This is a genomic window from Cupriavidus consociatus, assembly GCF_017814975.1.
In the GTDB taxonomy this organism is placed as follows: domain Bacteria; phylum Pseudomonadota; class Gammaproteobacteria; order Burkholderiales; family Burkholderiaceae; genus Cupriavidus; species Cupriavidus consociatus.
Window position 1 is genome coordinate 46,329 of record NZ_JAGIQA010000020.1, and the last position, 21,487, is coordinate 67,815.

Annotated in this window: 17 protein-coding genes and 1 pseudogene; 3 read left to right on the forward strand and 15 right to left on the reverse strand. The window is 59.1% G+C overall.

From position 1 onward, the window contains the following. Positions 1-35: 35 nt before the first annotated feature. From J8I82_RS24770 to J8I82_RS24785, 4 genes are all read right to left on the reverse strand, one after another. A complete protein-coding gene (locus J8I82_RS24770) occupies positions 36-869 on the reverse strand; it encodes a p-hydroxycinnamoyl CoA hydratase/lyase (protein WP_209761490.1) in 834 nt (277 codons plus the stop codon). Positions 870-1,004: 135 nt separating this feature from the next. Continuing rightward, positions 1,005-2,120: a porin gene (locus J8I82_RS24775; protein ID WP_209761491.1), complete on the reverse strand. Its 1,116-nt coding sequence runs from the start codon at positions 2,118-2,120 to the stop codon at positions 1,005-1,007. A 46-nt stretch (positions 2,121-2,166) separates the two neighbouring features. Continuing rightward, the gene (mhpT, locus tag J8I82_RS24780) at positions 2,167-3,381 is read right to left on the reverse strand and encodes a 3-(3-hydroxy-phenyl)propionate transporter MhpT (protein ID WP_209761492.1); all 1,215 of its coding nucleotides are present in this window, start codon (positions 3,379-3,381) and stop codon (positions 2,167-2,169) included. Positions 3,382-3,406: 25 nt separating this feature from the next. Continuing rightward, a complete protein-coding gene (locus J8I82_RS24785) occupies positions 3,407-5,170 on the reverse strand; it encodes a tannase/feruloyl esterase family alpha/beta hydrolase (RefSeq protein ID WP_209761493.1) in 1,764 nt (587 codons plus the stop codon). Between the two features lie 267 nt (positions 5,171-5,437). Between J8I82_RS24785 and J8I82_RS24790 the strand changes: the two genes are divergently transcribed. Further along, complete coding sequence (locus tag J8I82_RS24790) at positions 5,438-5,887, forward strand: MarR family winged helix-turn-helix transcriptional regulator (protein WP_284183145.1); 450 nt, start codon at positions 5,438-5,440, stop codon at positions 5,885-5,887. Beyond that, positions 5,862-6,250, forward strand: a pseudogene (locus tag J8I82_RS24795) (tyrosine-type recombinase/integrase); the annotation flags it as partial. The gene J8I82_RS24790 and the pseudogene J8I82_RS24795, both read left to right, overlap by 26 nt. Before the next feature lie 416 nt (positions 6,251-6,666). On the opposite strand, the gene J8I82_RS24800 reads toward J8I82_RS24795, so the two are convergent. Then, the gene (locus J8I82_RS24800; protein ID WP_209761495.1) at positions 6,667-7,641 is read right to left on the reverse strand and encodes a Bug family tripartite tricarboxylate transporter substrate binding protein; all 975 of its coding nucleotides are present in this window, start codon (positions 7,639-7,641) and stop codon (positions 6,667-6,669) included. 34 nt (positions 7,642-7,675) lie between these two features. Next, positions 7,676-8,860 (reverse strand): PrpF domain-containing protein, encoded by a 1,185-nt coding sequence (locus J8I82_RS24805; RefSeq protein ID WP_209761496.1) that lies wholly within the window; start codon positions 8,858-8,860, stop codon positions 7,676-7,678. Positions 8,861-9,514: 654 nt separating this feature from the next. Here J8I82_RS24805 and J8I82_RS24810 point away from each other — a divergent pair. Next, on the forward strand, positions 9,515-10,447 hold the full coding sequence (locus J8I82_RS24810) for a LysR substrate-binding domain-containing protein (protein WP_209761497.1): 933 nt from the start codon (positions 9,515-9,517) through the stop codon (positions 10,445-10,447). Positions 10,448-10,826: 379 nt separating this feature from the next. Here J8I82_RS24810 and J8I82_RS24815 read toward each other — a convergent pair whose 3' ends face one another. The 9 genes from J8I82_RS24815 to J8I82_RS24855 form a co-directional block, all read right to left on the reverse strand. Further along, entirely contained in the window at positions 10,827-11,867 is a 1,041-nt protein-coding gene (locus J8I82_RS24815; RefSeq protein WP_209761498.1) for an XdhC family protein, read from the reverse strand. A gap of 378 nt (positions 11,868-12,245) precedes the next feature. Further along, positions 12,246-12,983 carry an SRPBCC family protein gene (locus J8I82_RS24820; protein ID WP_209761499.1) on the reverse strand — a complete coding sequence of 246 codons (738 nt, stop codon included), beginning with the start codon at positions 12,981-12,983 and terminating at the stop codon, positions 12,246-12,248. A gap of 38 nt (positions 12,984-13,021) precedes the next feature. Further along, positions 13,022-13,753 carry an enoyl-CoA hydratase/isomerase family protein gene (locus J8I82_RS24825; RefSeq protein ID WP_209761500.1) on the reverse strand — a complete coding sequence of 244 codons (732 nt, stop codon included), beginning with the start codon at positions 13,751-13,753 and terminating at the stop codon, positions 13,022-13,024. Between the two features lie 30 nt (positions 13,754-13,783). Further along, complete coding sequence (locus J8I82_RS24830) at positions 13,784-14,509, reverse strand: alpha/beta fold hydrolase (RefSeq protein WP_209761501.1); 726 nt, start codon at positions 14,507-14,509, stop codon at positions 13,784-13,786. An 89-nt stretch (positions 14,510-14,598) separates the two neighbouring features. Continuing rightward, complete coding sequence (locus tag J8I82_RS24835) at positions 14,599-17,019, reverse strand: xanthine dehydrogenase family protein molybdopterin-binding subunit (protein ID WP_209761502.1); 2,421 nt, start codon at positions 17,017-17,019, stop codon at positions 14,599-14,601. Beyond that, a complete protein-coding gene (locus J8I82_RS24840) occupies positions 17,012-17,563 on the reverse strand; it encodes a (2Fe-2S)-binding protein (protein WP_209761503.1) in 552 nt (183 codons plus the stop codon). Before J8I82_RS24840 ends, J8I82_RS24835 begins: the two co-directional genes overlap by 8 nt. Positions 17,564-17,579: 16 nt before the next feature. Then, positions 17,580-18,461: an FAD binding domain-containing protein gene (locus J8I82_RS24845; RefSeq protein ID WP_209761504.1), complete on the reverse strand. Its 882-nt coding sequence runs from the start codon at positions 18,459-18,461 to the stop codon at positions 17,580-17,582. 405 nt (positions 18,462-18,866) lie between these two features. Then, positions 18,867-20,213, reverse strand: coding sequence for a methyl-accepting chemotaxis protein (locus J8I82_RS39390; protein WP_209761505.1), 1,347 nt, complete (start codon positions 20,211-20,213; stop codon positions 18,867-18,869). Next, positions 20,210-20,821, reverse strand: a complete 612-nt coding sequence (locus tag J8I82_RS24855) for a hypothetical protein (RefSeq protein WP_209761506.1) — start codon at positions 20,819-20,821, stop codon at positions 20,210-20,212. Before J8I82_RS24855 ends, J8I82_RS39390 begins: the two co-directional genes overlap by 4 nt. Positions 20,822-21,487: the final 666 nt, after the last annotated feature.

Sequence of the window (21,487 nt, forward strand, 5' to 3'; positions counted from 1 at the left end):
TGCTTGTCGGGGGGCGCTCTACGGCGCTCGCGGCCTCAGGCGCGCTTGTAGGCTTGCAGGCCCGGTTTGATCGACTTGTCGTCGAGGAACTGCTTGAGGCCCTGCTCGCGCCCGTGCTCGGGGTCGCGCAGTTGCGCTTGGTCGAGCTTGGCGTACAGGTAGTCCTCGTTCTGCTCCCAGGTCAGTTCGCGGCTGCGCTTGAAGCCGTGCTTCGCGGCGCGCAGCACGACGGGGTTCTTCTCGAGCAGCTTGCCGGCCAGTTCCAGCACGTGCTCGCGCAGTTGCGCACGCGGCACGCTCTTGTTGACCAGACCCATCGCGACAGCCTGCTGGCCCGTGAAGGTGTCGCCGGTCATGATGTAGTGCAGCGCCTGGCGATGTCCGACCGTATCGGCCATCGCCTTGCTGACCAGGTTGCCCGGCGGGATGCCCCAGTTGATTTCCGACAAGCCGAACACAGCCTCGTCAGCAGCAATCGCGAGGTCGCACGCCACCAGCGGCGAGAAGCCACCACCAAAGCACCAGCCGTTGACCATCGCGATGGTCGGCTTCGCGTACATGCGCAGCAGCTTCCACTGCCACTGGCAGGCGTCGCGACGGATCTTCTCCTGCAGGATCTCGGGGCCGGCGTCGACTTCGCGGAAATACTCCTTGAGATCCATGCCGGCGGTCCACGCGTCGCCGGCGCCGGTCAGCACCAGCACTCTGGCGTCGGCGTCGAGCTCGAGCGCTTCGAGTACCTGGATCATCTCGCTGTTCAGGGTCGGGCTCATCGCGTTGCGCTTTTCGGGGCGGTTGAACGTCACCCATGCGATGCCCTCTTCCACGCTGACCTTCACGGTCTTCCAGCGTCCTTCGTAATTGGCCATGTTCGTCTCCTTGATGACTGGTCGGCAGTTCGTCGTGGAATCAATTTAATATCAGGCTACCTGACACTGCAAGCGAAATCCGGCCGACCGCGTGAAAACCCTTAGTGTTGATACTCGATCAACATGCCGGCGCGACTAGAAGACGTGCTTCACGCCCACCATGACGCCAAATTGCGACCCGCCCGGCGTCGGATTGCCGCCCGATGCGCCGCTGCTCACGGACAGCGCGAGTTGGCCGTCGTTGTTGATGTAGCCGGCCGTGCCGTAGACCGAGGTCCGCTTCGAGAGTGCGTACGTCCCGCGCAAGGCATAGAGCAGCGCCTTGTTGTCGCTGTGATGGTACTTCAGGTAGTTGACCTGGCCCGCGATCGTGAAGGCAGGCGTCACGTCATACGCTGCGCCGGCGTAATACAGTTCGCTGCGCGCGGTCGGACTTCCTTCATTGTTACGACTGAGCACGCCGACACCGATCTTCGTGCGATCGAACAAGGCGTAGCCGCTGACGGAGAGGCGGTCATCCTTCAGTCCGCTGCTGGTCAGTCCCGCGAACGCGCCCGGCCCGCCGCGCAGCGAGTCGTATGCCGCCGACACGCCCCACGATGCGGTCGCGTACTGGATCAGCGCAGACCATTCGCGGCAGGCGGACTTGTCGGCCGGATTCTCGCCCGCGCAGTTCGTGCCGACCGGGCTCGGGCCCGCGTTCACGGTGTCGCGTCCGAAGCTGTAGGTCGCGCCAAGTGTTAGGCCGCCGAAGGTGCCCTTGTACGAGATTGCGTTGTCGGCCCGCGCGTTGGGGATGTAGCTGTCCAGTGAGCCGGTGCCGTACACCTGGGGCCCGAGGATGTCCGCGTCAAGCATCGCCCAGAACAGCATCGTGTACTGGCGTCCCAGCGCGACCTGCCCCCAGCCGCCGGATAAGCCAACGAGTGCCTGGCGGCCGAACAGCCGGCCGCCCTGGCCCGACGTGCCGGAGTCCGGAGCAAACCCCGATTCCAGCACGAACAGACTTTTCAGGCCACCACCGAGGTCCTCCGTACCACGCAGCCCCCAGCGCGACGGCACGGTACCCGTGACGTTCGGCACGCGTACTACGCTGTCCTTGTTGGCGCCGATCGAACTCACGTACTCGACGCCGGTGTCCACGACGCCATACAGCGTCACGGATTGTGCGGTCGCGACCGCAGGCAACGCCGCCAGCGACGCCAGCGCCAGCAACCCCCGCCCGGCACGGTGAATGTTCTTGCGTTTCATTGTCTCGTTTTCCCTTTCCTTCTCTTGTGATCTCTTGTTGCCTTGGTCAGTCTTTTGCCGCGGGTCGCTGCAACAACAGCAATGCGGCAATGGCGGAGATGATGGTGATCGGAATACTCGCACCGATGATCGTGCTCGCGTTCTTGCCCATGGCCAGCAGTTGCCCCGCCAGCATCGGTCCGGCAATGGAGCCGAGCCGCCCCACCGCGACGGCGGTGCCCACACCGGTGCCGCGCACCGACATCGGGTAATACGCGGCTGCCAGCGCATAGAGCACCGACTGCGCACCGATGACGAACAGGCCCGCCAGGAAGGCGCCGAATGCCATCCACGTCATGCCCGAAGCGGCCGCCAGCGTGGCGAGCGCAACGATGATCCCGGCATACATGCCCGACACCACCGCGCGCGGGCGGCCCCTGTCCATCAGCATGCCGATGCCCAGCGCGCCAGCACCGCCACCGATGTTGAACACGATCTGCACCACGCCCGCCTGCGCCCGGCTCAGTCCGTTCGCCACCATCAGCGAGGGCAGCCAGTTCAGCAGGAAATACAGCACGATCAGCGTGAAGAAGTAGCTGATCCAGATGCATGCGGTGGCCACCGCGCGACGCTCCCCAAAGAGTGCCCAGGCCACCGGTGGCGGCTTCACCGACTCACCGTGCGGCTGGTCGAAACGACGCGAGTCCTGGAGCATCAGCAGCAACGGCACGACGAGCAGCGGCCCAAACCCGCCCACATAGAAGATGTGGCGCCAGCCGGTGTCTCCTGCGGAGAGAATGCCAATCACCGCCGCCACAGCACCGCCGAACGGGATGCCGCAGTACATGATGCTGACGGCGGTATTGCGCAGCCTGGCCGGCACCGATTCCGAGCAGATCGCAATCAGGTTCGGCATGGCGCCGCCCAAACCCATGCCGGTAGCGACACGAATGGCCAGCAGGCTCCAGAAGTCGACGGTGTGCGCCGTCGCGATGGAAAAGATGCCGAACAGCGCGGTGGCCACGATCAGCACACGCTTGCGGCCGATGCGGTCGGCCAGCCGTCCGCCCAGCATGGCGCCTGGCAGCAGGCCGAACGTTCCGGCGCTGAACGCCAGTCCCATCTCGCTGACCGACAGACCGAACTCTCGCGCCATGCGGGGCGCGGCGACACCGATCGACTGCAAGTCGAGCCCTTCCAGCAGCGCGACGACAAAGCAGAGGCCGAGCGTGAGCGCCGCGCCCGAGGTCTCCTCGGCGCGTACTACGGTAGAAGTTTGCATGGTGGTTCCTTGCTGGATGCAGAGATCAGAGGCAGCGGAAGTTCGCCGCATCGTTGATGTCGCCGGAGCCGGCATAGCGGGCCGTCTTCGGATACGCGCACAGCGGCCGCGTGCGGTTGGTGCTTCCCGTGTACCAAGCGGCCGGCACTTCGGAATTTGGCACTGCGTTGCCCGCGCCGCGCGCCGTGGCAACGACACTGTCGGGCGCCTTGCCCTGCTCCACCCATGCCACGAGCGGGGTGATCATGTCGAACTGGTCTGCAGTCGGCCCGCCCGAGCAGTGGTTCATTCCGGCGATCGGGAAGAACCGCGCGAAGTTGCTGGCATCGCCCCCGTTTGCTGCCGCGAGGCGCTCGTACCAGTCAGTGGTGTCGTTGGAGGAAAACACCGGATCGCTGGTGCCGTGATACACGATCAGCTTCGCGCCACGGTTTTTCAGCACCGACAGGTTGGTCTCGTCGGGCGGCGTCATGAACGACCAGGGTGATTCGGCATAGATGCCATGGGTCGCAAAGATCTTTGGCGCATCGACGTCCATGCTGAAGTTGAACGCATAGGCCTTCAAGGCACTATTGGTGGATGTCGGTGCGGGGGGCGCGGTGAAGACGAAGGCCAGCGCCGCCGGATCGCGCGTGACCGACATCGAGTGCTTCCATTGCGCCCAGTTGGCCCCGCTGATCCCCGCGTCGAACGGGAAGCTGGCATAGAGCGATTGCCCGGCACTGTTGCGTGCCCCGGCGAAAATATTGCCCAAGGCGGTCTTCTGCGCCTCGGTGAGGCAAGTGCCATCCCGCGCGCCGGAGCAGCTGCGCACATCGTTGGCCAGGCTGAACTGCGCCTGGCACGCCTTCAGGTCGTGGACCATGCCGTCCGTGGCGCCATCGAGCGCGTCGCACTTTGCGACCACGCGAGTTGCGATCAATGATGCCTCCGCCGGCGTCAGCGCCGTCGAAATATCCGGCAGGCCATCGGTGCCCAGGCTGGAAACCGTGGCGAGCTGCTGTGCGCCATACACTTGCGCGACGGCCGCCTTGGGCAAGTGGAAACCCGGATCGCCCGCGAGGATGCCGTCGTACTGCGACGCCAGCCGCGCAGCCGCCACCATGGCGTGGCGTCCGCCGTTGGAGCAGCCGCCGAAGTAGCTGCGATCGGGACCCTTGCCGTAGGCCTGCCCGATCAGCGCCTTGGCCATCGGCGTCAGCGTCGCAGCGGCGTTGTAGCCGTAGTCGATGCGCGCCTGCGGATCCAGACCGAACAGCGGATTCTGGCTGCCGCTGTGGCCGGCGTCCGAGCTGATGACAGCAAAGCCCATGGCAAGCGCCCCGGTCACCGGACCGCCGCCAAACGTGCCAAGCGCAGTGGCGACGCTTCCGTCCAGTCCTCCGTTGGCCTGGTAGAAGAGTCGACCATTCCAGGATTTCGGCATGCGGATCTCGAAGCCGATGGCATAGGTGTTGCCGTCCACTGAACTCACGCGCGTGTTCATGTTGCCCGTGATGAGGCAATGATCGGCGACATCCCTGCCGCCGATCTTGACCGTGCCGGCCGCTACCGTGCTGACCGCCGCGACCGATGTGTTCTGAAACGCGAGGTGGCCAGCGAGGCTTTCGCAGGTGGCGGTCATCGTACTGCCGGTCGCTGGCGAGAGTGAAGGCAACGCGGCTGAAGACACGGAAGAAGACGCCCCGGCTGTGCTGTTGCCGGAATCGTCCCCACTACCGCATCCCGTCAACGAGACGAGTGCCATCGCGGCGGCCGCCAAGGCGCCGCCGGCAAGAATTTGCTGCATGGTTGTCTCCCTTATTGTCAGATCGTGGCCGGTGCGGCGGCAGGGATCACTGCCCCCCGGGTGTTGCGGAGGTCAGGTGCTGTTTCGCGTGATCCCGCGGGCGCTTCGTTGGCATGCCAACGCGGCATCAATATAATGTCAGGCTCCCTGATACATCAAGTAGATTATCATCGTTGCGAGTAAACCCCTAACGACTCTCAAGACGCGACACAGGAAGCGCCGCATATCACCATGGCAACGTCAAGAACGAAAAGGACAACGAAGGACGTGGATCAGGTCACGAAGCAGGAAGCGATCAATCCGGCGCCGATCCGCATCCCCTACCTCATTGGCCGCACCGATCGCATCGTCAAGCGCCGGCTGACCGAGGCACTCGCGCCGCATGGCATTACGCTGCCGTTCTTCACGGCCATGTCCGTATTGCAGGCGAGAGGCAGCCTGTCGAACGCGCAGCTGGCCGAACGGTCGTTCATGTCACCGCAATCGGCCAATGAAATTGTCAAGATGATGGAGACCAAAGGCTGGATCGTGCGTGAGGCAGATCCGACGCACGGACGCATTGTCAAGCTGAGCCTGACGGAGAATGCACGGGCGCTGCTGGCGCGGTGCGACGAGACCGTGAAGAAACTCGAAGCGGAGATGCTTGAGGGCATCGATCAGCAACACGTGGATTTGCTTCGTCAATGGCTGACGCAGTGCGCACGGAATCTGCGCTGAGGATTTTGAGAGGTTGCTGCCGGCCATCGATTGGGAAAGGGCCTTGTCGCGCGGCATGGCGGCCGGACGCATGCGGGCGCGCGGGCCGGAATGGGTCCCGCTGGCCGAGGTGCTGGCCAGCCGTCGGCAAACTGGCTGCGGCATACGGCGGGCTCGCACATGAGCGACCGCCAGGTGGACCTGCGCCATATGCGCGACAACTTTGACCATGCGTCGATCGCCACGACCAGCATTTACCTCCGCACCGAAGACGATGGGCGGCGTGAGGGATTTCGGGTGTACCCACAAGGCATGGGCCGCCACCCACGACTCCTTGATGACAGAAAGCAGCCGGAAGTCGAATGTATACTTTCACGAAAGTGAAATTCTTACCAAGTGTTCGTGCTCGGCGAGTCGCACCTGTTCTTCCAGGTCTGGTTCAGGGGTTCCGTCCTCACGGCTTGTTAAGAATTGATCGACTCCTGCCCACGGGCGCCACCGCATCTCACCGTCCGGCAGACCAGGGCGGGCATCAAACAATCCTTAATAGAGGCGGACATCTTCCCAGTTGAGTGAGGTTGTCCGCTTTGGCCGATTATCTGTCATGGCTCGCACCTGGGGGCTGCAGGTCGGCCTTCTGTGGAGCTCCACAGAAGGCTGAACTTCTGCCGGTTGAAATCATTTCGTCAAGGCGTTGTTGCAGAAGTCAGCTGGCCCTGCATGGTTCAGCGAATTTCGTTGGGCTTGCCGCATGAGTAAGCTACTCCAATGAGCACGCTCACGCAAAACGCGGGATCGTACTATTCAATCTTAAAACCAAACCGCTTGACGAATTTTTCCCAGACCGAGTATTGCTTGGTTACCTCGTCCCAGTAGATCTGGGGTGAGGCCGGCGGTGCAGCTTCAAATCCCAATCCAGAAAGACGGTTAACGAAATTGCGGTCCTTCAACACCAAGCTCAGCGATGCATTCAACCGATCAATAGCGGCTTGCGGTGTTCCCGTTCTAGCCACTAATCCAATTGTTGAGGATAGGTCAAAGTCCGGAAATCCGCTCTCGGCCAGCGTGGGAATCGCAGGAGCAAGCGATGAGCGACGTGCCGATGCCACGGCAAGTGCCTTCAAACGCCCGTTCTTAATATATTCCATGTCAGACCCTAATACGCCGAAACTGTACTGAATATCGCCCTTCATTTTCGCCAACTGGATCGCACTTCCACCAGCATATGGAACATGCACCACGTCAATACCAGCTTCCGCCTTCAACATTTCTGCAGCGAGATGCGAAATACTCCCCTTCCCCAAGGAAGCATAATTCAACTTCCCTGGATTCTTTTTGGCATAGCTTACGAGCCCAGAAACATCGTCCACAGGTAAGCTTGGCGATATCGATAGCACAATCGCAACATTTCCGATCTTACCGATCGGAACCATGTCCTTAAACGTATCATAGGAAATCTTTTTATAGACGAGTCCATTCAAACTGGTCAGCGCCTCGCTTACCATCAAGATGGTATATCCATCCGCCGAAGATGATTTCAACGAATTCACGGCAATAATTCCGTCTGCGCCCGGCTTATTCTCTATGATGATCGTCTGCTTGAGAGACGCACCCATCTCCTGCGCCAAACGTCGCGCAACATTGTCTGCGATGCCACCGGCCGGATAGGGGACGATCATCCGAATAGGACGCTCTGGGTATGCCGCAGCGGCGAAGCTGAAACACGTAGCCAGAAGAATTCCGATAAATACCTGAATACGATAGACCTTATTCATCTTAATTCCAATAAATGCTTTCGATATCTACACATCATTCTTGATTTACACGTAGCCACGGAAGTTTGTCGACAGGCACATATAAGTTTCCGTCCGCAATACGCCGCGCGGTACGTATCAAGCTTGCCTCTTCTACAGTTGGTTGCCCCGCGACTTTTGGTCCGATTTTGGCTCTGACCGTGAGAACACCACATGGATGGCCTATCCTAAGCGGGTCACCCGCCGACCGATTCCGGGATGCGATCTCATGTGGAATGGATCCTGCAATTTCCGCAGCAACGGCCAGGCACGCGCTACCTGTCCCCGGATATGCTTTGTGCATATTCCTGCGACTGAATAGTCGCGCAGAGATGTCGCACTCGCTGGCAAGGTGCGTTTCGCCGCTTGCAAAATCAGGCCAATTCGCAGGCGCTCCAACGACGGATACCCAGGGTGTAGCAAGTCCCTGTCTAGCAGCCGAGTCCATGTCTGGCGCCATGCCAAGCGCAACAATGGAAGCCAGCCGTATGCCCTCGATTCGGTCCATCAACTCGGTGTCGCCAATCAAATCGGCAACATTCTCACTAGCGGCAAGACCGACATCTTCGGCTTTCACGTAGCAAACCAGATTAGCCAAGTCGACGATACTCACATCCATCTGGCCGATTCCGGGAACATCAATTCGGTCAAGTGCAGACCCGGTTGGCAACAATTTTCCGGTCTTCCCGCCAACGGTTTCCCTAAAATCCAGAGAAATTGGAGCGCCATACCCTGGTACACCGTCGATATGTTGTGTGCCAATAACTTGAGCACGTCCGTCCCGAACCGGGACGGACGCGTGAATAATATTTCCGAAATTTGTGGCGTGTATCCGTACATGCGTTACGGGCTCTACTGCTGGCACTAGCCCAGCATCAACCGAAAAGGGCCCGATGGAAGCGGAAATGTTCCCGCAGTTCAGGTCGGTGAGAACTTTTGAACTGTCGATGCCAACCTGAAAGAATGTGTAATCCACATCTGCATCTGGACGGCTAGAAGGTCCAACTACCGCAAATTTGCTTGTAAGGATGTCGGCGCCGCCAATGCCGTCAATTTGACGTCGATCTGGCGAACCGTATGCGGCCAGTATCCATGCTTTTAACTCAGCATCGTTGGTCGTCGGAAGATCCTTCCGAAGCACGATCGCAGCTTTGCTTGTCCCGCCCCGATAGTACGAGTATGGAGTAGATATCTGGTCCACCTTGTCTCCTATAGTAGTCGGCTACCGAGTGCAGAAATCGGCGCCATGCCAGACACTATGCGAACTTCATTGATCGCTAGGACGGCTAGCCAATACAACACCGATGGTACGCTCCCCTCTTCCTCACCTCGACCATTTGGCTTTAGCACCCGCGGATGAGCCTGGATTGGGAAGTTGCGCATTGGCCACATGACGATTCACCCAGGCCAGAGGTATCTGGCACCATGCTCATACTCGGCTCGCGAACAGAGCAATCCAACCACTTTCCCTTTTGCGTAGCGCGACGTGCAACGACGCTCCATTGTTTAGTTTCCCTAAAAATTTTGCCTGGGAAGACGGAGAACAACCAGTGCCTTCCCATTTCTAGGAAGCTACAGCCATGTGCCACGTCGGACAATGCAGAATTTGTACGCTATTGATTTAGCTATACTAAACTGTTCGTGGGCCTGAGAAGCTATCGGGATTGGTGATCGCTGCGATGGGACGCCGACAGCCGCCTAGGGAGATAGTCATCACAAGATACTCATTGGTCACTTTTAAGGCAAGCAACAAGCCATTGGGTAGGCCTTCGAGTTACCGGGTTGGGAGGCGAACTTCCCGAAGGCGGGCGCCAATTCCACCGCTGCTGATCAACTATGCGAGTTCTACAACTCAATGAATCGTTCTCAACTACCGTTACTTGGCTTGCGCGCATTCGAGGCGACTGCAAGACACCTTAGCGTTTCGAAGGCCGCCGACGAACTGTGCGTGACCCCCGGCGCAATTAGCCAGCAGGTAAAGAACCTTGAAGACCAAATCGGGGTTGAGTTGATTCGACGCGTTGGTCGCTCGATTGGATTGACTGATGCGGGGGAAGTTTTGATACCCCACCTAACCCAGGCCTTTGATCGTATTAGCGTGACACTAGATGCCCTTGCGCGCAAGCCACGCACTGCGTCGTTAAAGATTCGCCTCCTACCGTCGTTAGCCGAGCGATGGCTAATGCCTCGTCTAGCCCGATTTAACGGCGCACATCCAGAAATAGACATCCTCATCCTCACAAGCTTTCGCGAGCTCGACTTCGGGCAAGAGGACTATGATATGGGCTCGTATGTTGGCAATGAACTACCACAGGGGACTTCCGGTATCCGCCTTTTTGACGACGAGCCTCTGCCAGTCTGCAGCCCAAAGCTCCTTGACGCGGCGGGAGGCCATATTACTCCTCATGACCTCTGGAGATTTACCCTGCTGCATTCTGTTCGGCGCGTTGACGATTGGCATACATGGCTAATGCAAGCCGGCTTACGAGATTTCAACGCACCGCACAATCTAAAGTTCGGTAACGTGTCGTTGGCCATCCAAGCGGCAATCGACCACGCCGGAATTGCAATCGCACAGCACGCGTATGTGCGTCAAAACCTTGCAGATGGATCCTTGGTCGCGCCATTTGATTTGGTCGCACGTAGCGAAATCGGATACTACCTTATATGGCCGACATCCAGACCCGAAAGCAAAGCTTTTCAACTTTTTAGAGATTGGGTGACTGAAGAGGCAAGGTCTTCGAATCAGCGCCTTGACCCGTGCATGCGACGAACGGCTGTCCAGTAGAGTATCCTGACGGCGTCAGATCCGGTATGCATTGCCGCCTCTATGCACCGTTCCGCCTGGTGGCGTAAGGACAGCCCGAACGCCGCTCCCGCTGCAAAACAAATAACGCGCCCTTGTGCATCAGAACGTTCAAATAGCTCGTCGAGCAGAGCGGTAACATGCGCTACGTAAGTCGCCTCGTCACCGCTAGCCCTCTCAAAGGCGTGATGATGCACTAACTTGGTAATCTCCTGGAGTTCCTTTCGGAGGCTCGCCAAGGTGAGAGACGTCTCCCGGAATGTCTTACTTTGACTTTGCATGATAGCCATTCAGCATTCTGCAAAAATGGCGCCGACAACGTGATTACAAAAAGGAGATTCGATATTCTTGTTGCTGAACCTCAATGCGGCGTCAATGCGCCCTCGCGCTCTACATTCACCTGATAATCCTTCGCCTTGGCCACTTGCATCTCCAGTGGCACTATCACACCATTTTTTACGGCAAGAATCTCGGCCATCACGCTCGTGGCAATCTCCGATGGAGTCTTACTGCCAATGTACAGGCCAATGGGGCCTCGGAGGTGGGCAAGTGATTCTTCGGTTTCGTCAAAGTACTCAATCATGCGTTGGCGCCGCGCGGCGCAATTGCGTCTCGAACCAATTCCTCCGACATAGAACGCATCGCTGTGAAGCGCCTCGAGCAACGCCAGATCATCAAGCTTCGGATCATGTGTCAGGGCAACGACGCAGCAGCGTCGATCGAGCCGAAACTGCGCAACGACATCGTCTGGCATACCGGCAAGTACTGCTACCGCTCGCATAGACCACGTCGCCCGATGCTCCGCGCGTGGGTCACAAACTGTAACCGTGAAGCCATTGGCAATGGCCATGTTGGCCAGGTACTCGGTCAGTTGACCTGCACCAATTAGGAGCATCCGGTACTCCGGACCAAAGGTGTTTGTCAGACTGTCAGCGGAAAGAGCCAGTTCCTCCGGTTCATCAGCTGTCTCCAGCGTGACCTTGCCGTCGCGTAGATCTACCCGCCGCCGTATCAATTGACCGGCTTCTAAGCCTGTGACCAAATCCGCGAGCGACAAGCCATCGGGATTCGGCTCCAGCAACAGTTCCATCGTACCCCCGCAGGGGAGGCCAAAGCGGTGGGCCTCATCAGCGCTTACTCCGTAGCGCACCATGGTAGGCGCGGTGACGGAGATCGGCTGCCCTTTGTGGTTACAACTTGTATAGCGGTCTATAAGATCATCCTCGATGCATCCACCCGAAACGGAGCCGATTACTACTCCGTCATCTCTGACTGCCAGGGTTGACCCAATTGGTCGCGGCGAGGAACCCCAGGTGCGTACCACGGTAACTAGTATCGCCCGCTGGCCTGTAAGCCGCCAGTCGCGAAGGGTACGGAGAACAGTTAAGTCGAGGTTTTCCATATTAAAGAGAGCGTTGATTTGGCTAGCCGCGGTTCATGCAAATGCAGCGGGCGTTCTTCGGGGCCCTATGCTCGGCAAACACGGGGCGAAGCCGGGCTGCGGTAGATTGGCGGCTCTCCGACTCTCTTTTTGTATCCGGATCCTCGGTCCACCTGAAAAAGGCACTACTGCGCCAAGGTATGTGCTCTTCCGGCCCAAGACGACCGGAATGCCACCGCTGCCGCTGTCGTGAAAGCAGCACGAACGAGCATTGCAATGGTACCCGGCACCCATTCCGCCCCCCCAAGGCCCGCTCCGGCACATCAATTCCGACGCCTATCAAGCCTGCCCGCGCTTCGGGTGCGTTTCCACACACCAGTGAATCGCGAGCAAGTCCTATCAGCGTAACCAGCAACCTCCCGCAAGCGACGCCAGCGAACCGAACGCAGCAGCTACCAGGAGCCACCAGCCGGGAACCAATACTGACCTGGCGCTGGAGTTCGTGTGTTCAGACTGGCTCGCCGGTGCTGTCGCCCCGGCCAACTTCAACATTGCCGCCGCGGATGCTTCCGCCTCAATGGCCGCCTCGGGCGGAACAGCAGTTCCCGCCAGACGATCAACGGAGAATCCAGCACCCTCTGTGTCCCGCGGCGCGGTGGACGGGACCGATTCGTGAGCGGGCACCGAAGCCAACGGTGCTGGCGACAGTTGTTGCCGGAATGCCTTGAAGAAGTCGTCCGACAGCTTACGAGCCACGGTCTCGACCAATCGCGATCCGACCTGCGCCAGCTTGCCGCCGATTTCAGCCTTTGCCGTGTATTCAAGCTCTGTTCCGCCTGCCACAGCGGCAAGGCTTACCGTCGACGATCCCTTGCCAAATCCGACCGCCCCCCCCTCACCTTGGAAAACCATGACGCAGGACTCCGGCGGCTTCGCCTCGGTCATGCGCAGGGTTCCTTTGAAACGAGCCCGCAGCGGACCGACTACCGCGGCCATCACAATAAGGAACTCGCCCGCCGCCGAGCTCTCGACTGACTCGCAACCAGGTAGGCACCGCTTGAGGATCTCGGGGTTATTAAGCGCATCCCAAACCAGTTGGGGTGTTGCGGCAATGGTTTGTTGGCCAGTAATGTTCATATCTCTTCAGTGCTTAGCCTATTCGGCTCACACGTCCTTCAATGTGCCTTCTTCATCGCCGTTGCGGTGTTGACCATGGAATGCAGGGTACGCGCGTAGTCGATAGCCCCTTGGTCGTCCATCCTCGGCGCGACGCGCAGGTACTCCTTCAGACCCAGAATTGCCGGCCGCGGGCGGCTGAGCAAGAGATCCATGAAGCGATCGACCTCCGCTTGCAGGCTTTGCTCTGGTACGACCGTGCTGACGAGCCCGTAGCTCATTGCACGTTGCGCATCGATGAAGTCAGTCGAATAGGTCATCCAGAGGATCGCATTTCGGTTCATACGATCATAGACAGCCGACATCACCATGGTGGGCATCACGTTGTGGCCCATCTCGGGAATATTGAAAGTGGCGGTGTCCGCGGCGAAGCTGACGTCACAGAGCGATACGATTGCGGTGCCATAACCCATCGACCGCCCCTCCACCACACCGACAATCGGCACCTGGGCTTGGCGGATGGCCTTGTAGCTATTAAAGATCGAGTCGTACTCGGGGCGTCGCTCGTAGGCCTCGGTAGCGGGCGGCGTTGTCCCTGCGTCGCGGATGCGGCCGGTACAGAAGTCAGGACCTGCACTACGCAGAAGCACTACGTCGGAAGTTTCATGGGCACTCAGCACGGCCTTGGACAGGGCTGCGGCCATGCTGTCCGAGACGCCATTGTCCGAGGTCCGGTTCAGCGTGATACGCAGGATCCTTCCGTCCTGTTCGATCTTCAGATGTTCATGCATGCTACGTTCTCTTTAAAGTTAGGGTGGAGCCTATTGCGCGACACGGGAAAAATGCCGCAGTAGAGCCACATCGAAAGCGGCTTGCTGGTCGATGTTTGGCAGATGCCCAGCGCCGTCAATCGTCTCGAGGACCGAGCCAGGAATTAGACCTTGCAATTCGAGCATTGCTTGTGGAAGCTGCGCATCGTTGCGACCGACAATCATGGTGAGCGGCAAGGCGATGCCGCCTACCTCCCCCAGATAGTTCAGTTGTTGAATCGCCCGTGCACACGCCACGAAACCGGCCACCTGCACCTTGGATGCCGTATCGAGAAAGCGATTCGCGATGGCGGGGTAGGATTCAACAAATGCCTTGCCGAACCAACGCTCAATGGTCGGCGAGGCCAAGGGTGCGCAACTACCCTCCTTCTGCGCAACGGCAATCCGTTCGTCCCAGGGGGCCGCGAACGCCGGAGGTGCATCGGCTCTCGCATCGCAGATGCACAGACTTAATAGTCGATCCGCATGGCGGATGCCAAGCCCGAAGCCGCTCATGCCGCCCAGCGACAGCCCGACATAGTGGGCCTGCGCAATCTCCAGCGCATCCATGGCGATAACGATGTCGTCCACCAGGTCATCCATCGTGCAAGTGCTGGTGTCGCTGCGGGAGCCGCCATGCCCACGGGTATCGAGCCGCACCACGCGAAAGCCCTTCTGGGCAAGCAACTTTGCCTGATGCTCCCACATCATGCTGCTCGACAGGATGGAGTGGCTCATCACCACAACTTGTCCTCGCATGGGTCCCTGCAAATGGGCTGCGATATCGCCGGCAGGGCCACGGAGGACCCGAGTTTCAATTTCCGATGTCAATTCATACCCCTGTTATTGCTCGCCGACTGGATGGCCCGCCACACCGCCTGTGGCGTCATCGGCAAAGCGTCGATCGATGCCCCAATGGTCGACAGTGCATCATTGAGCGCTCCAGCGATAGCCGCTGCGCTTCCCAAATAGCCCGCCTCGCCCGAACCCTTCTGACCAAACTCTGTGAGCGGTGATGGCGTGCAGTGATCGACGATCGTGATGTCTGGCACCTCCTGAGCGCTGGGCAGCAAGTAGTCCATGAAAGTGCCAGAGAGCAGTTGGCCGTTCTCGCTGAAGGCGAACTTCTCCATCAAAGCGGCGCCGATGCCGTGCGCGATGCCGCCGTACGTCATGCCATGCACCACATCAGGGCTGATCATCACGCCACAGTCATGGCCGCATACGTAGCGGCGTAGCGTCGTTGCCCCGGTCTGCGGATCAACCGACGCCAGCACTACATGCGACTCGAACGAGTGGCACGGATACATCTGCACCCGACCGTCCTCCGTTGGTAGCTTGCCTCCGGTTGGCACTTCCCAGACGAACTTCTCCTGCAATCCCGGCTCCATGCCGGGAGGAAGCTGGTGGTAGTACCGATGGGCAATCTCCGCCAGCGCCTCCCATCGCAGGCTGCGACTCTCGTCCCCACCCACCGACACATGCCCGTCCGCATAGACAAGGTCGCTCTCTGGGCAACCAAGGTTGTGCCCGGCAATGCGCATCAGCTTGGCCTTCAGGATCTTCGCTGCACCGGCTGCCGCACCACCAAGCATGATGGCCATGCGGCTACCCACCGGGCTGTTTGACGGCAGTGCATTGAGCGAGTCTGCATGCAGCACCCGAATCGAGTCCGGCTCGCGTTGCAGCACCTCCCCCACTACGGTAGACACGAGCGTTTCGTGCGCCTGTCCCGAAGTGGACGTACCCATCAACGCTGTCACTGCACCATTGAGATCGATACGGACCAAGCATGAGTCCATCCAGGTGGTCGTCTTGTTCTTCGGGTTGAACAGAGGCTCGAACGCCGAGTTGCCACCTGACGGTTCCAGACAGGTACTGACCCCAATACCGGCCAAGAGGCCGCGGGCACGAAGGGCATCCCGCTGGCCAACCAGATCGTCCCAGGATGCTGCCTCCAGCGCACGGTCCAGCACTGTCTCGTAGTCGCCCGAATCGTAGTAGGTGCCACTCGGAATCAGATACGGGAACTCGTCCTTGCCAATCAGGTTGCGGCGCCGCAGTTCAATGCGGTCGATGCCAAGATGACGCGCTACCTTGTCCATGCCAGTCTCTAGGGCGTAGTTAGTGGGGGCTTGCCCGAAGCCGCGGACAGCCTCCTGGGGCGTCTTGTTCGTCATCACCGAGATCGCGTGATACTCCGCACTGGCGATACGGTAGGGCCCGACGATGGCCCCAACGGGCTTGCCCAATTGCAACGGCGCTCGACCCGAGTAGGCACCAATATCGTCCACCGCCCGCATGCGCATCGACCGGATGGTGCCGTCGCCATCGAACGCTAACGTCACGTCGAACTGGCGATCGGGCCCTTGCATATCACCGCCGCGCATGTTCTCAAGCCGATCCTCAATGAACCGCACCGGCCGACCCAGCATGCGCGAAAGGTAGCCCACCAGAATGGTGTGTTTGAGGCCGCGCTTAACCCCGTAGCTACCGCCGACATCGACGTCGTAGTGCACTCGAACGCCATTGCCGGGCAAGCGCAGGCACTTGGCCAGCAGGTCGGGGTATTTGGGCATCTGGATAGAAGCCCAGACATCCAGGATCTGCGTCGCATCGTTCCACGAGCAAGTCGCGACAAAAGTCTCAATGGGCACCGTCGAATTACGTGCCCAGCGCACCCGATAGCTCAATTGGTGCTGTGCTGCGGCAAAGTGCTGATCGACATCGCCCCAGACGAACTTTCGTTGCCAGATTGTGTTCGACCCGTGAGACGGATGGACCAGCGGTGACTCAGGATCCAGCGCCCCTTCGAGGTCAATAACGTGGGGCGTTTCCTCGTACACAACGTTGACAAGTTCGCTCGCATCTTCGGCGAGTGCACGGCTCTCAGCGACGACCGCAACCACCCATTCACCGGCATAGCGGACGACTCCACTGGCCAGAGGAAACCGCGTTACGCTAGGCGCATCCACCCCGGGCAACATTGGATCGATGTTCGCATTGAGGTCTTCACCGGTCAGCACCGCATGGACGCCTGGAACTTCCAAGGCTTGCGACACGTCAATCGACAGGATTTTGGCACTGGCGTGAGGACTGGCGACGATGGCTACATGCAAAAGACGGGACAATTGGATGTCGGCCGCATAGCGACCTTGCCCGGTGACGAACCGGCGGTGCTCCACCGCGCGGCGGTGCTTTCCGATGTAGCGGAACCCCTGGTAGGCGGCATGCTTCGGCTCAGCCATGGTTCCCCCCCACAGTATCCGTCTTTTTTTGCGCCGGCACAGCGCTTCCCACCGGAAAACAATCGCCCTCCTGCGAAGTCGCAAGCTTGACTGCGTCAACAATCTGCTTATAACCGCTGCAACGGCAGAGATTGCCCCCGATCGCATCACGTATCTGTGCTTCGTCAGGCTTAGGATGCTGCTCGATCAACGCGTGGCAGGCAATCAGCATGCCTGGAGTGCAATAGCCACACTGCAATGCGTGGGTTTCGCAGAATGCATCTTGTAGTTTGCTGAGGCACCCGCGTTCGGGCGCCAGCCCTTCGACAGTGGTGACCGAAAGCCCGTCTGCCTGCACAGCAAACATGCAGCAAGACCTCACTGGCTCGCCTTCGAGCAAAACACTGCAAGCGCCACAGACGCCGTGCTCGCAACCCACATGGGTCCCGGTCAAGTTCAAGTGCTCGCGTATAAAGTCAACAAGCGTCGTGCGAGGTTCGATATCCCGGGACTGGATCACCCCGTTGACCTTGATCTCGACGTTGACGAGTTTGGGTAGTGTCATTGCTCTATCGTCTTCTTCAATGTTCGGCGTGCAGCAGCCCAGCGGACTGGAGAATCACCCGCGTGAGCAGAACACCAGCGAGATGTCGCCGATAGTCCGCATCGGCGTGCACGTCCGACGCCGGCTGAATTCGCGCCACGCAGGCCTGCGCAACCTCGCGGGCGATGTCCTGATTGACCTTGTGGCCTTCCAGGCCAGCGCTAATGTCCGGAAAGGACAGCGGTGTCCCATCGACGCCCCCCAGGCCAAAAGCAGCTCGGCGGCAGACCCCATCGCCATCAAGCTGCAACTGACATGCGGCTGACGCCATGGCGAAGTCACCATGTCGCATTGCGACTTCCTCGAAGGCTGTTCTCACACCAGGCCCGTTCCAAACCGGCCATTCGATGTCTATGAGGCATTCCTGCTCACCCAAGGTGTTGAACATTGGCCCCAGGAAGAACTCGGATGCTGGAATCCGGCGTTCGCCCTCTTCTAGGCTACGCACTCGGAAAGTCGCGCCCAGCACGACTGCCGCCAGCGGCAATTCGGCGGAAGGATCGGCATGTACCAGACTGCCTCCCACAGTACCGCGGGTTCTCGTCTGGATATGTCCCACCCAACGCAGCGCCTCGCGCACCAATGGCAGGGATTCGCGCAACGTCGCGTCAAGTTCCACGTGCCGTTGCCGAACACCAGCGCCAAGCGTCACGAAACGGCCATCGACAAGACTCTCCTTCAGCTCGTCCAGCCTTGCAATATCGACTAACACTGCAGGCCTAGCGAGCCGCATAGCCATCATGGGAACAAGACTCTGTCCACCGGCGATGAGCTTTGCGTCACCACCGTGAAGGGACAGAAGATTCAGTGCTTCGTCGACGCTTTCGACGCGGACGTATTCGAAGGGAGCGGCTTTCATGAGTGAAAGTGTCGTGCGTCCACCTCTTCCGCACAACCCAAGAAAGCTCACCGGTCGTGAGACAAACTCACGCTGGCGTAATCCACTTAGATGCTGCGTAAGAGGCACTCGCGAAACGGCGATCCCGCGCGTAACGAAGACATAGCTTCTTACCAGAGCCGGGCTACGGACCAGCCGGCTAGCCGGGGCGACCGACGTTACGCGCGCCTCCGAATCCCTGCGCCTGGCCTCAGGCTTGTGAGACGAGCTGATGCTGAAGGACACTTTCTACCTCGCTTCCCATCCTGAGTGCGGGAGTCGATGAGGCCTCTTCGGACGTTGCGACCGAGCGAGCGGAGACCCCTCCCTTACCGGCATGCCGGCGCCACAAGCAAGGGAGGGGGGAACGTCAAGTGCCCTGCTCGGTCAAGCGGGGGCCGACTCCCCGATGTGGAAAGAGGAGACACTACGCTCCATGCGGCTTGACTGACTCTGCAGCGCTTCCGCGGCCGCTGCGGCTTGTTCGACTAGGGCCGCATTCTGTTGAGTAACCATGTCCATCTGGGATACCGCCTGGGTGACTTGAGCAATACCAGCGCTTTGTTCGGACGACGCGGTGCTGATGCTTTCGGTAATAAGGCGTACCTGGCCTACAGCGCTCTCTAGGGCGGTCATGGCCTCTCCAGCGTCGATAGCCAAGGTATATCCGGCTTCGATACGGTCACCCGACCGCGAGATTAGCGCCTTAACGTCCTTTGCGCAGCTATCGGTTCGATGGGCCAAGCTGCGAACCTCAGCTGCTACTACAGCGAAGCCTTTCCCGTGCTCTCCCGCTCGAGCAGCCGCTACGGCAGCGTTAAGTGCGAGGATGTTTGTCTGGAAGGAGATGCCTTCGATGAGTCCAACGATGTCCACGATTTGCTTGGAGTCACCTCGAATCTCCGTCATCGTGTCGCAAACGCGCGATACCGTGTTGCGGCTTTTGCTTGCGAGCGCCACTGCTTCCTCGGCGAGCCTGCGGGCCTCATGAGAGCTGGCTGAGTTTTGCTGTACGGTCGCAAGTATTTCCTCCATACTTGCCGCGGTTTGCTCAAGTGCGCCAGCTTTCACCTCCGTGCGTCGGGACAAGTCCAAGTTCCCCTCAGCAATTTGAGTAGCAGCGGCCAGGACGTTCGCGGCCCCCGTCATAGTTATGCGAACCATTGCGCCCCACGTATCAAGCAATGTCATGACGAGACGTTTGATCTCTGCGAGCTCGTCCTTCCCTGCGACTGTGATACGCCCAGTGAGGTCTCCGCTATTAGCTCGCTTAACCAGATCAGCGATCGCATTTACATCCTGACGTCTTCCACGGCCAAATCCAGCAGTCAGGTACAACGCCGGAACAAGTGTCAGCACTGTGACAAGTGCCAAGCACCATACCCGAATCGTAGCTTGCGTCACGCGCTGCTCAATATTCTCGCGCATTAGCTTTTCGAATGCCTCGCTGGCCACTGACAAGCCATCAATGGCCTCGCTAGCAGCGGCGAAGTATGCCGTTGGATTAATTGAAATCGACTCCGACTCGATGAGCTCCGACTTCTCACGCGCGAGAAAGTTATCTAAAGGAGCGAGGTGGCGCAATGCTTCTTCGATCTCCCTTCGCCTTTCAGGAGCTACCAGAATTGCCCGACTCGCATCACGTCGCACAGCAGCGAGTCCGTCTCTTATCTGTTCGGCCAACCCAGCCATCTCATTGCGTTGAGCCGGATCCTTGAAGTTTCCCGCGCTCACGACCTTGACCCCAATGCCTCGACTAAGCGCTGCCGCTTCAATAACTTTGGTACCGAGGAGAATGATAGATCGGCCAGGCAATTCGAATGCTTTCCTGGATCAATGCCAAGTGAGAATCGCCTCGAAACGTCAGATGTGAAACTGCGTACGGTGTTCACAAGGCCCGTATGCGAGGTGAATAGTCGTTCTGCATCTCCGGAAAGTCCCGGCTTTCGAACGCGACCCCATGAGTCAGCCAACGCTGAAGCTTCACTCGCGGTTGCGGCGTCGCCAGCGCGCTGCGCGGCGTCCAGTAGTCGCGCAAAATGCTTCGCAGCTTGCACGTCGGCATTGTCAAAGCGCGCGCGAAATGCGTCATTGCCGGCCAAGATTGCTGCCATGGTTCCCCTGCGAAGCTGGACCTCTCGCATAGCATCCATAGCAGTTTCGGGATCGTAAAGCCGACGAAGATCCGAACGCGCGGAGCTAATTTGGTCGATGCTTGAATCAAAAGCGAAATAAAGTCCAGTGCCTAAAGGAGTGAGAAAGAGCAGAACGACAATGATGGCTTTTCCGCTGGTCGGCAGCTTCTCCATCAGCCGAATAGCTGGAGCGAAGAACTTTTCCACGGTGTCTCCCTTTTTATGGATAACAAAATGAGAATTCGAATGAAAACTGATAAACGGTTTCGGAAAAGACGACCGAGCGAGCCTGATAGTTCCTGCAGCTGAGTTTTAGGATCCATGAATGTCTGTCCGAGGTTCGAAGCGACGCGAAGACGACGGATGTTGGGATGCGCGCATGAATGCGTTCGACAACCCAGCGGACTTTGCCCAGACCACTATCGTTGTTCGGTCCGGCGCCTGGCAATGAGCCGTAGCGTCAAGGTTTTGGCTGTGTCAGCGGAGGTTCCCGTCAGTGCCCACAACTCTTCATCAACGATTGGCGCGATCATCTCGGTTCCAGTTGTACAGATGGCCAACGTGAATAGCTTGCCGAAAGGGTTAACGGCCCCGCCTGGCTCTTTCTGAAACGGTCTCTTAGTGTTGACTAAGACGGTAGCGCCACCTTTGAACACGCCGCGCGAATTTGATGCGGGTATCTTCACGCATGCAGCAGAACCGTGCTTAACGAACGGCTCCATCGGTCTGTTACGACATCGTGATCGGTGCGCACCAGAGCCCCCTGCCCAACTGCATCTCAGTGCTCTTCATGGCGGGGTTGTTGGTGTCGAACGACGTCTTAGTGGGCCGTTTGCACGCCCCTCCATGAACCCCAAACAGCTTCATTGGCAG

Bases quoted from the DNA above. Each gene is read 5' to 3' on its own strand.
- J8I82_RS24810 (WP_209761497.1), top strand. From the start codon at position 9,515: ATGAATCGTTCTCAACTACCGTTACTTGGCTTGCGCGCATTCGAGGCG.
- J8I82_RS24785 (WP_209761493.1), bottom strand. From the start codon at position 5,170: ATGCAGCAAATTCTTGCCGGCGGCGCCTTGGCGGCCGCCGCGATGGCA.
- J8I82_RS24835 (WP_209761502.1), bottom strand. From the start codon at position 17,019: ATGGCTGAGCCGAAGCATGCCGCCTACCAGGGGTTCCGCTACATCGGA.
- J8I82_RS24825 (WP_209761500.1), bottom strand. From the start codon at position 13,753: ATGCATGAACATCTGAAGATCGAACAGGACGGAAGGATCCTGCGTATC.
- J8I82_RS24830 (WP_209761501.1), bottom strand. From the start codon at position 14,509: ATGAGCCACTCCATCCTGTCGAGCAGCATGATGTGGGAGCATCAGGCA.
- J8I82_RS24820 (WP_209761499.1), bottom strand. From the start codon at position 12,983: ATGAACATTACTGGCCAACAAACCATTGCCGCAACACCCCAACTGGTT.
- J8I82_RS24845 (WP_209761504.1), bottom strand. From the start codon at position 18,461: ATGAAAGCCGCTCCCTTCGAATACGTCCGCGTCGAAAGCGTCGACGAA.
- J8I82_RS24815 (WP_209761498.1), bottom strand. From the start codon at position 11,867: ATGGAAAACCTCGACTTAACTGTTCTCCGTACCCTTCGCGACTGGCGG.
- J8I82_RS24770 (WP_209761490.1), bottom strand. From the start codon at position 869: ATGGCCAATTACGAAGGACGCTGGAAGACCGTGAAGGTCAGCGTGGAA.
- J8I82_RS24775 (WP_209761491.1), bottom strand. From the start codon at position 2,120: ATGAAACGCAAGAACATTCACCGTGCCGGGCGGGGGTTGCTGGCGCTG.
- J8I82_RS24840 (WP_209761503.1), bottom strand. From the start codon at position 17,563: ATGACACTACCCAAACTCGTCAACGTCGAGATCAAGGTCAACGGGGTG.
- mhpT (WP_209761492.1), bottom strand. From the start codon at position 3,381: ATGCAAACTTCTACCGTAGTACGCGCCGAGGAGACCTCGGGCGCGGCG.
- J8I82_RS24800 (WP_209761495.1), bottom strand. From the start codon at position 7,641: ATGAATAAGGTCTATCGTATTCAGGTATTTATCGGAATTCTTCTGGCT.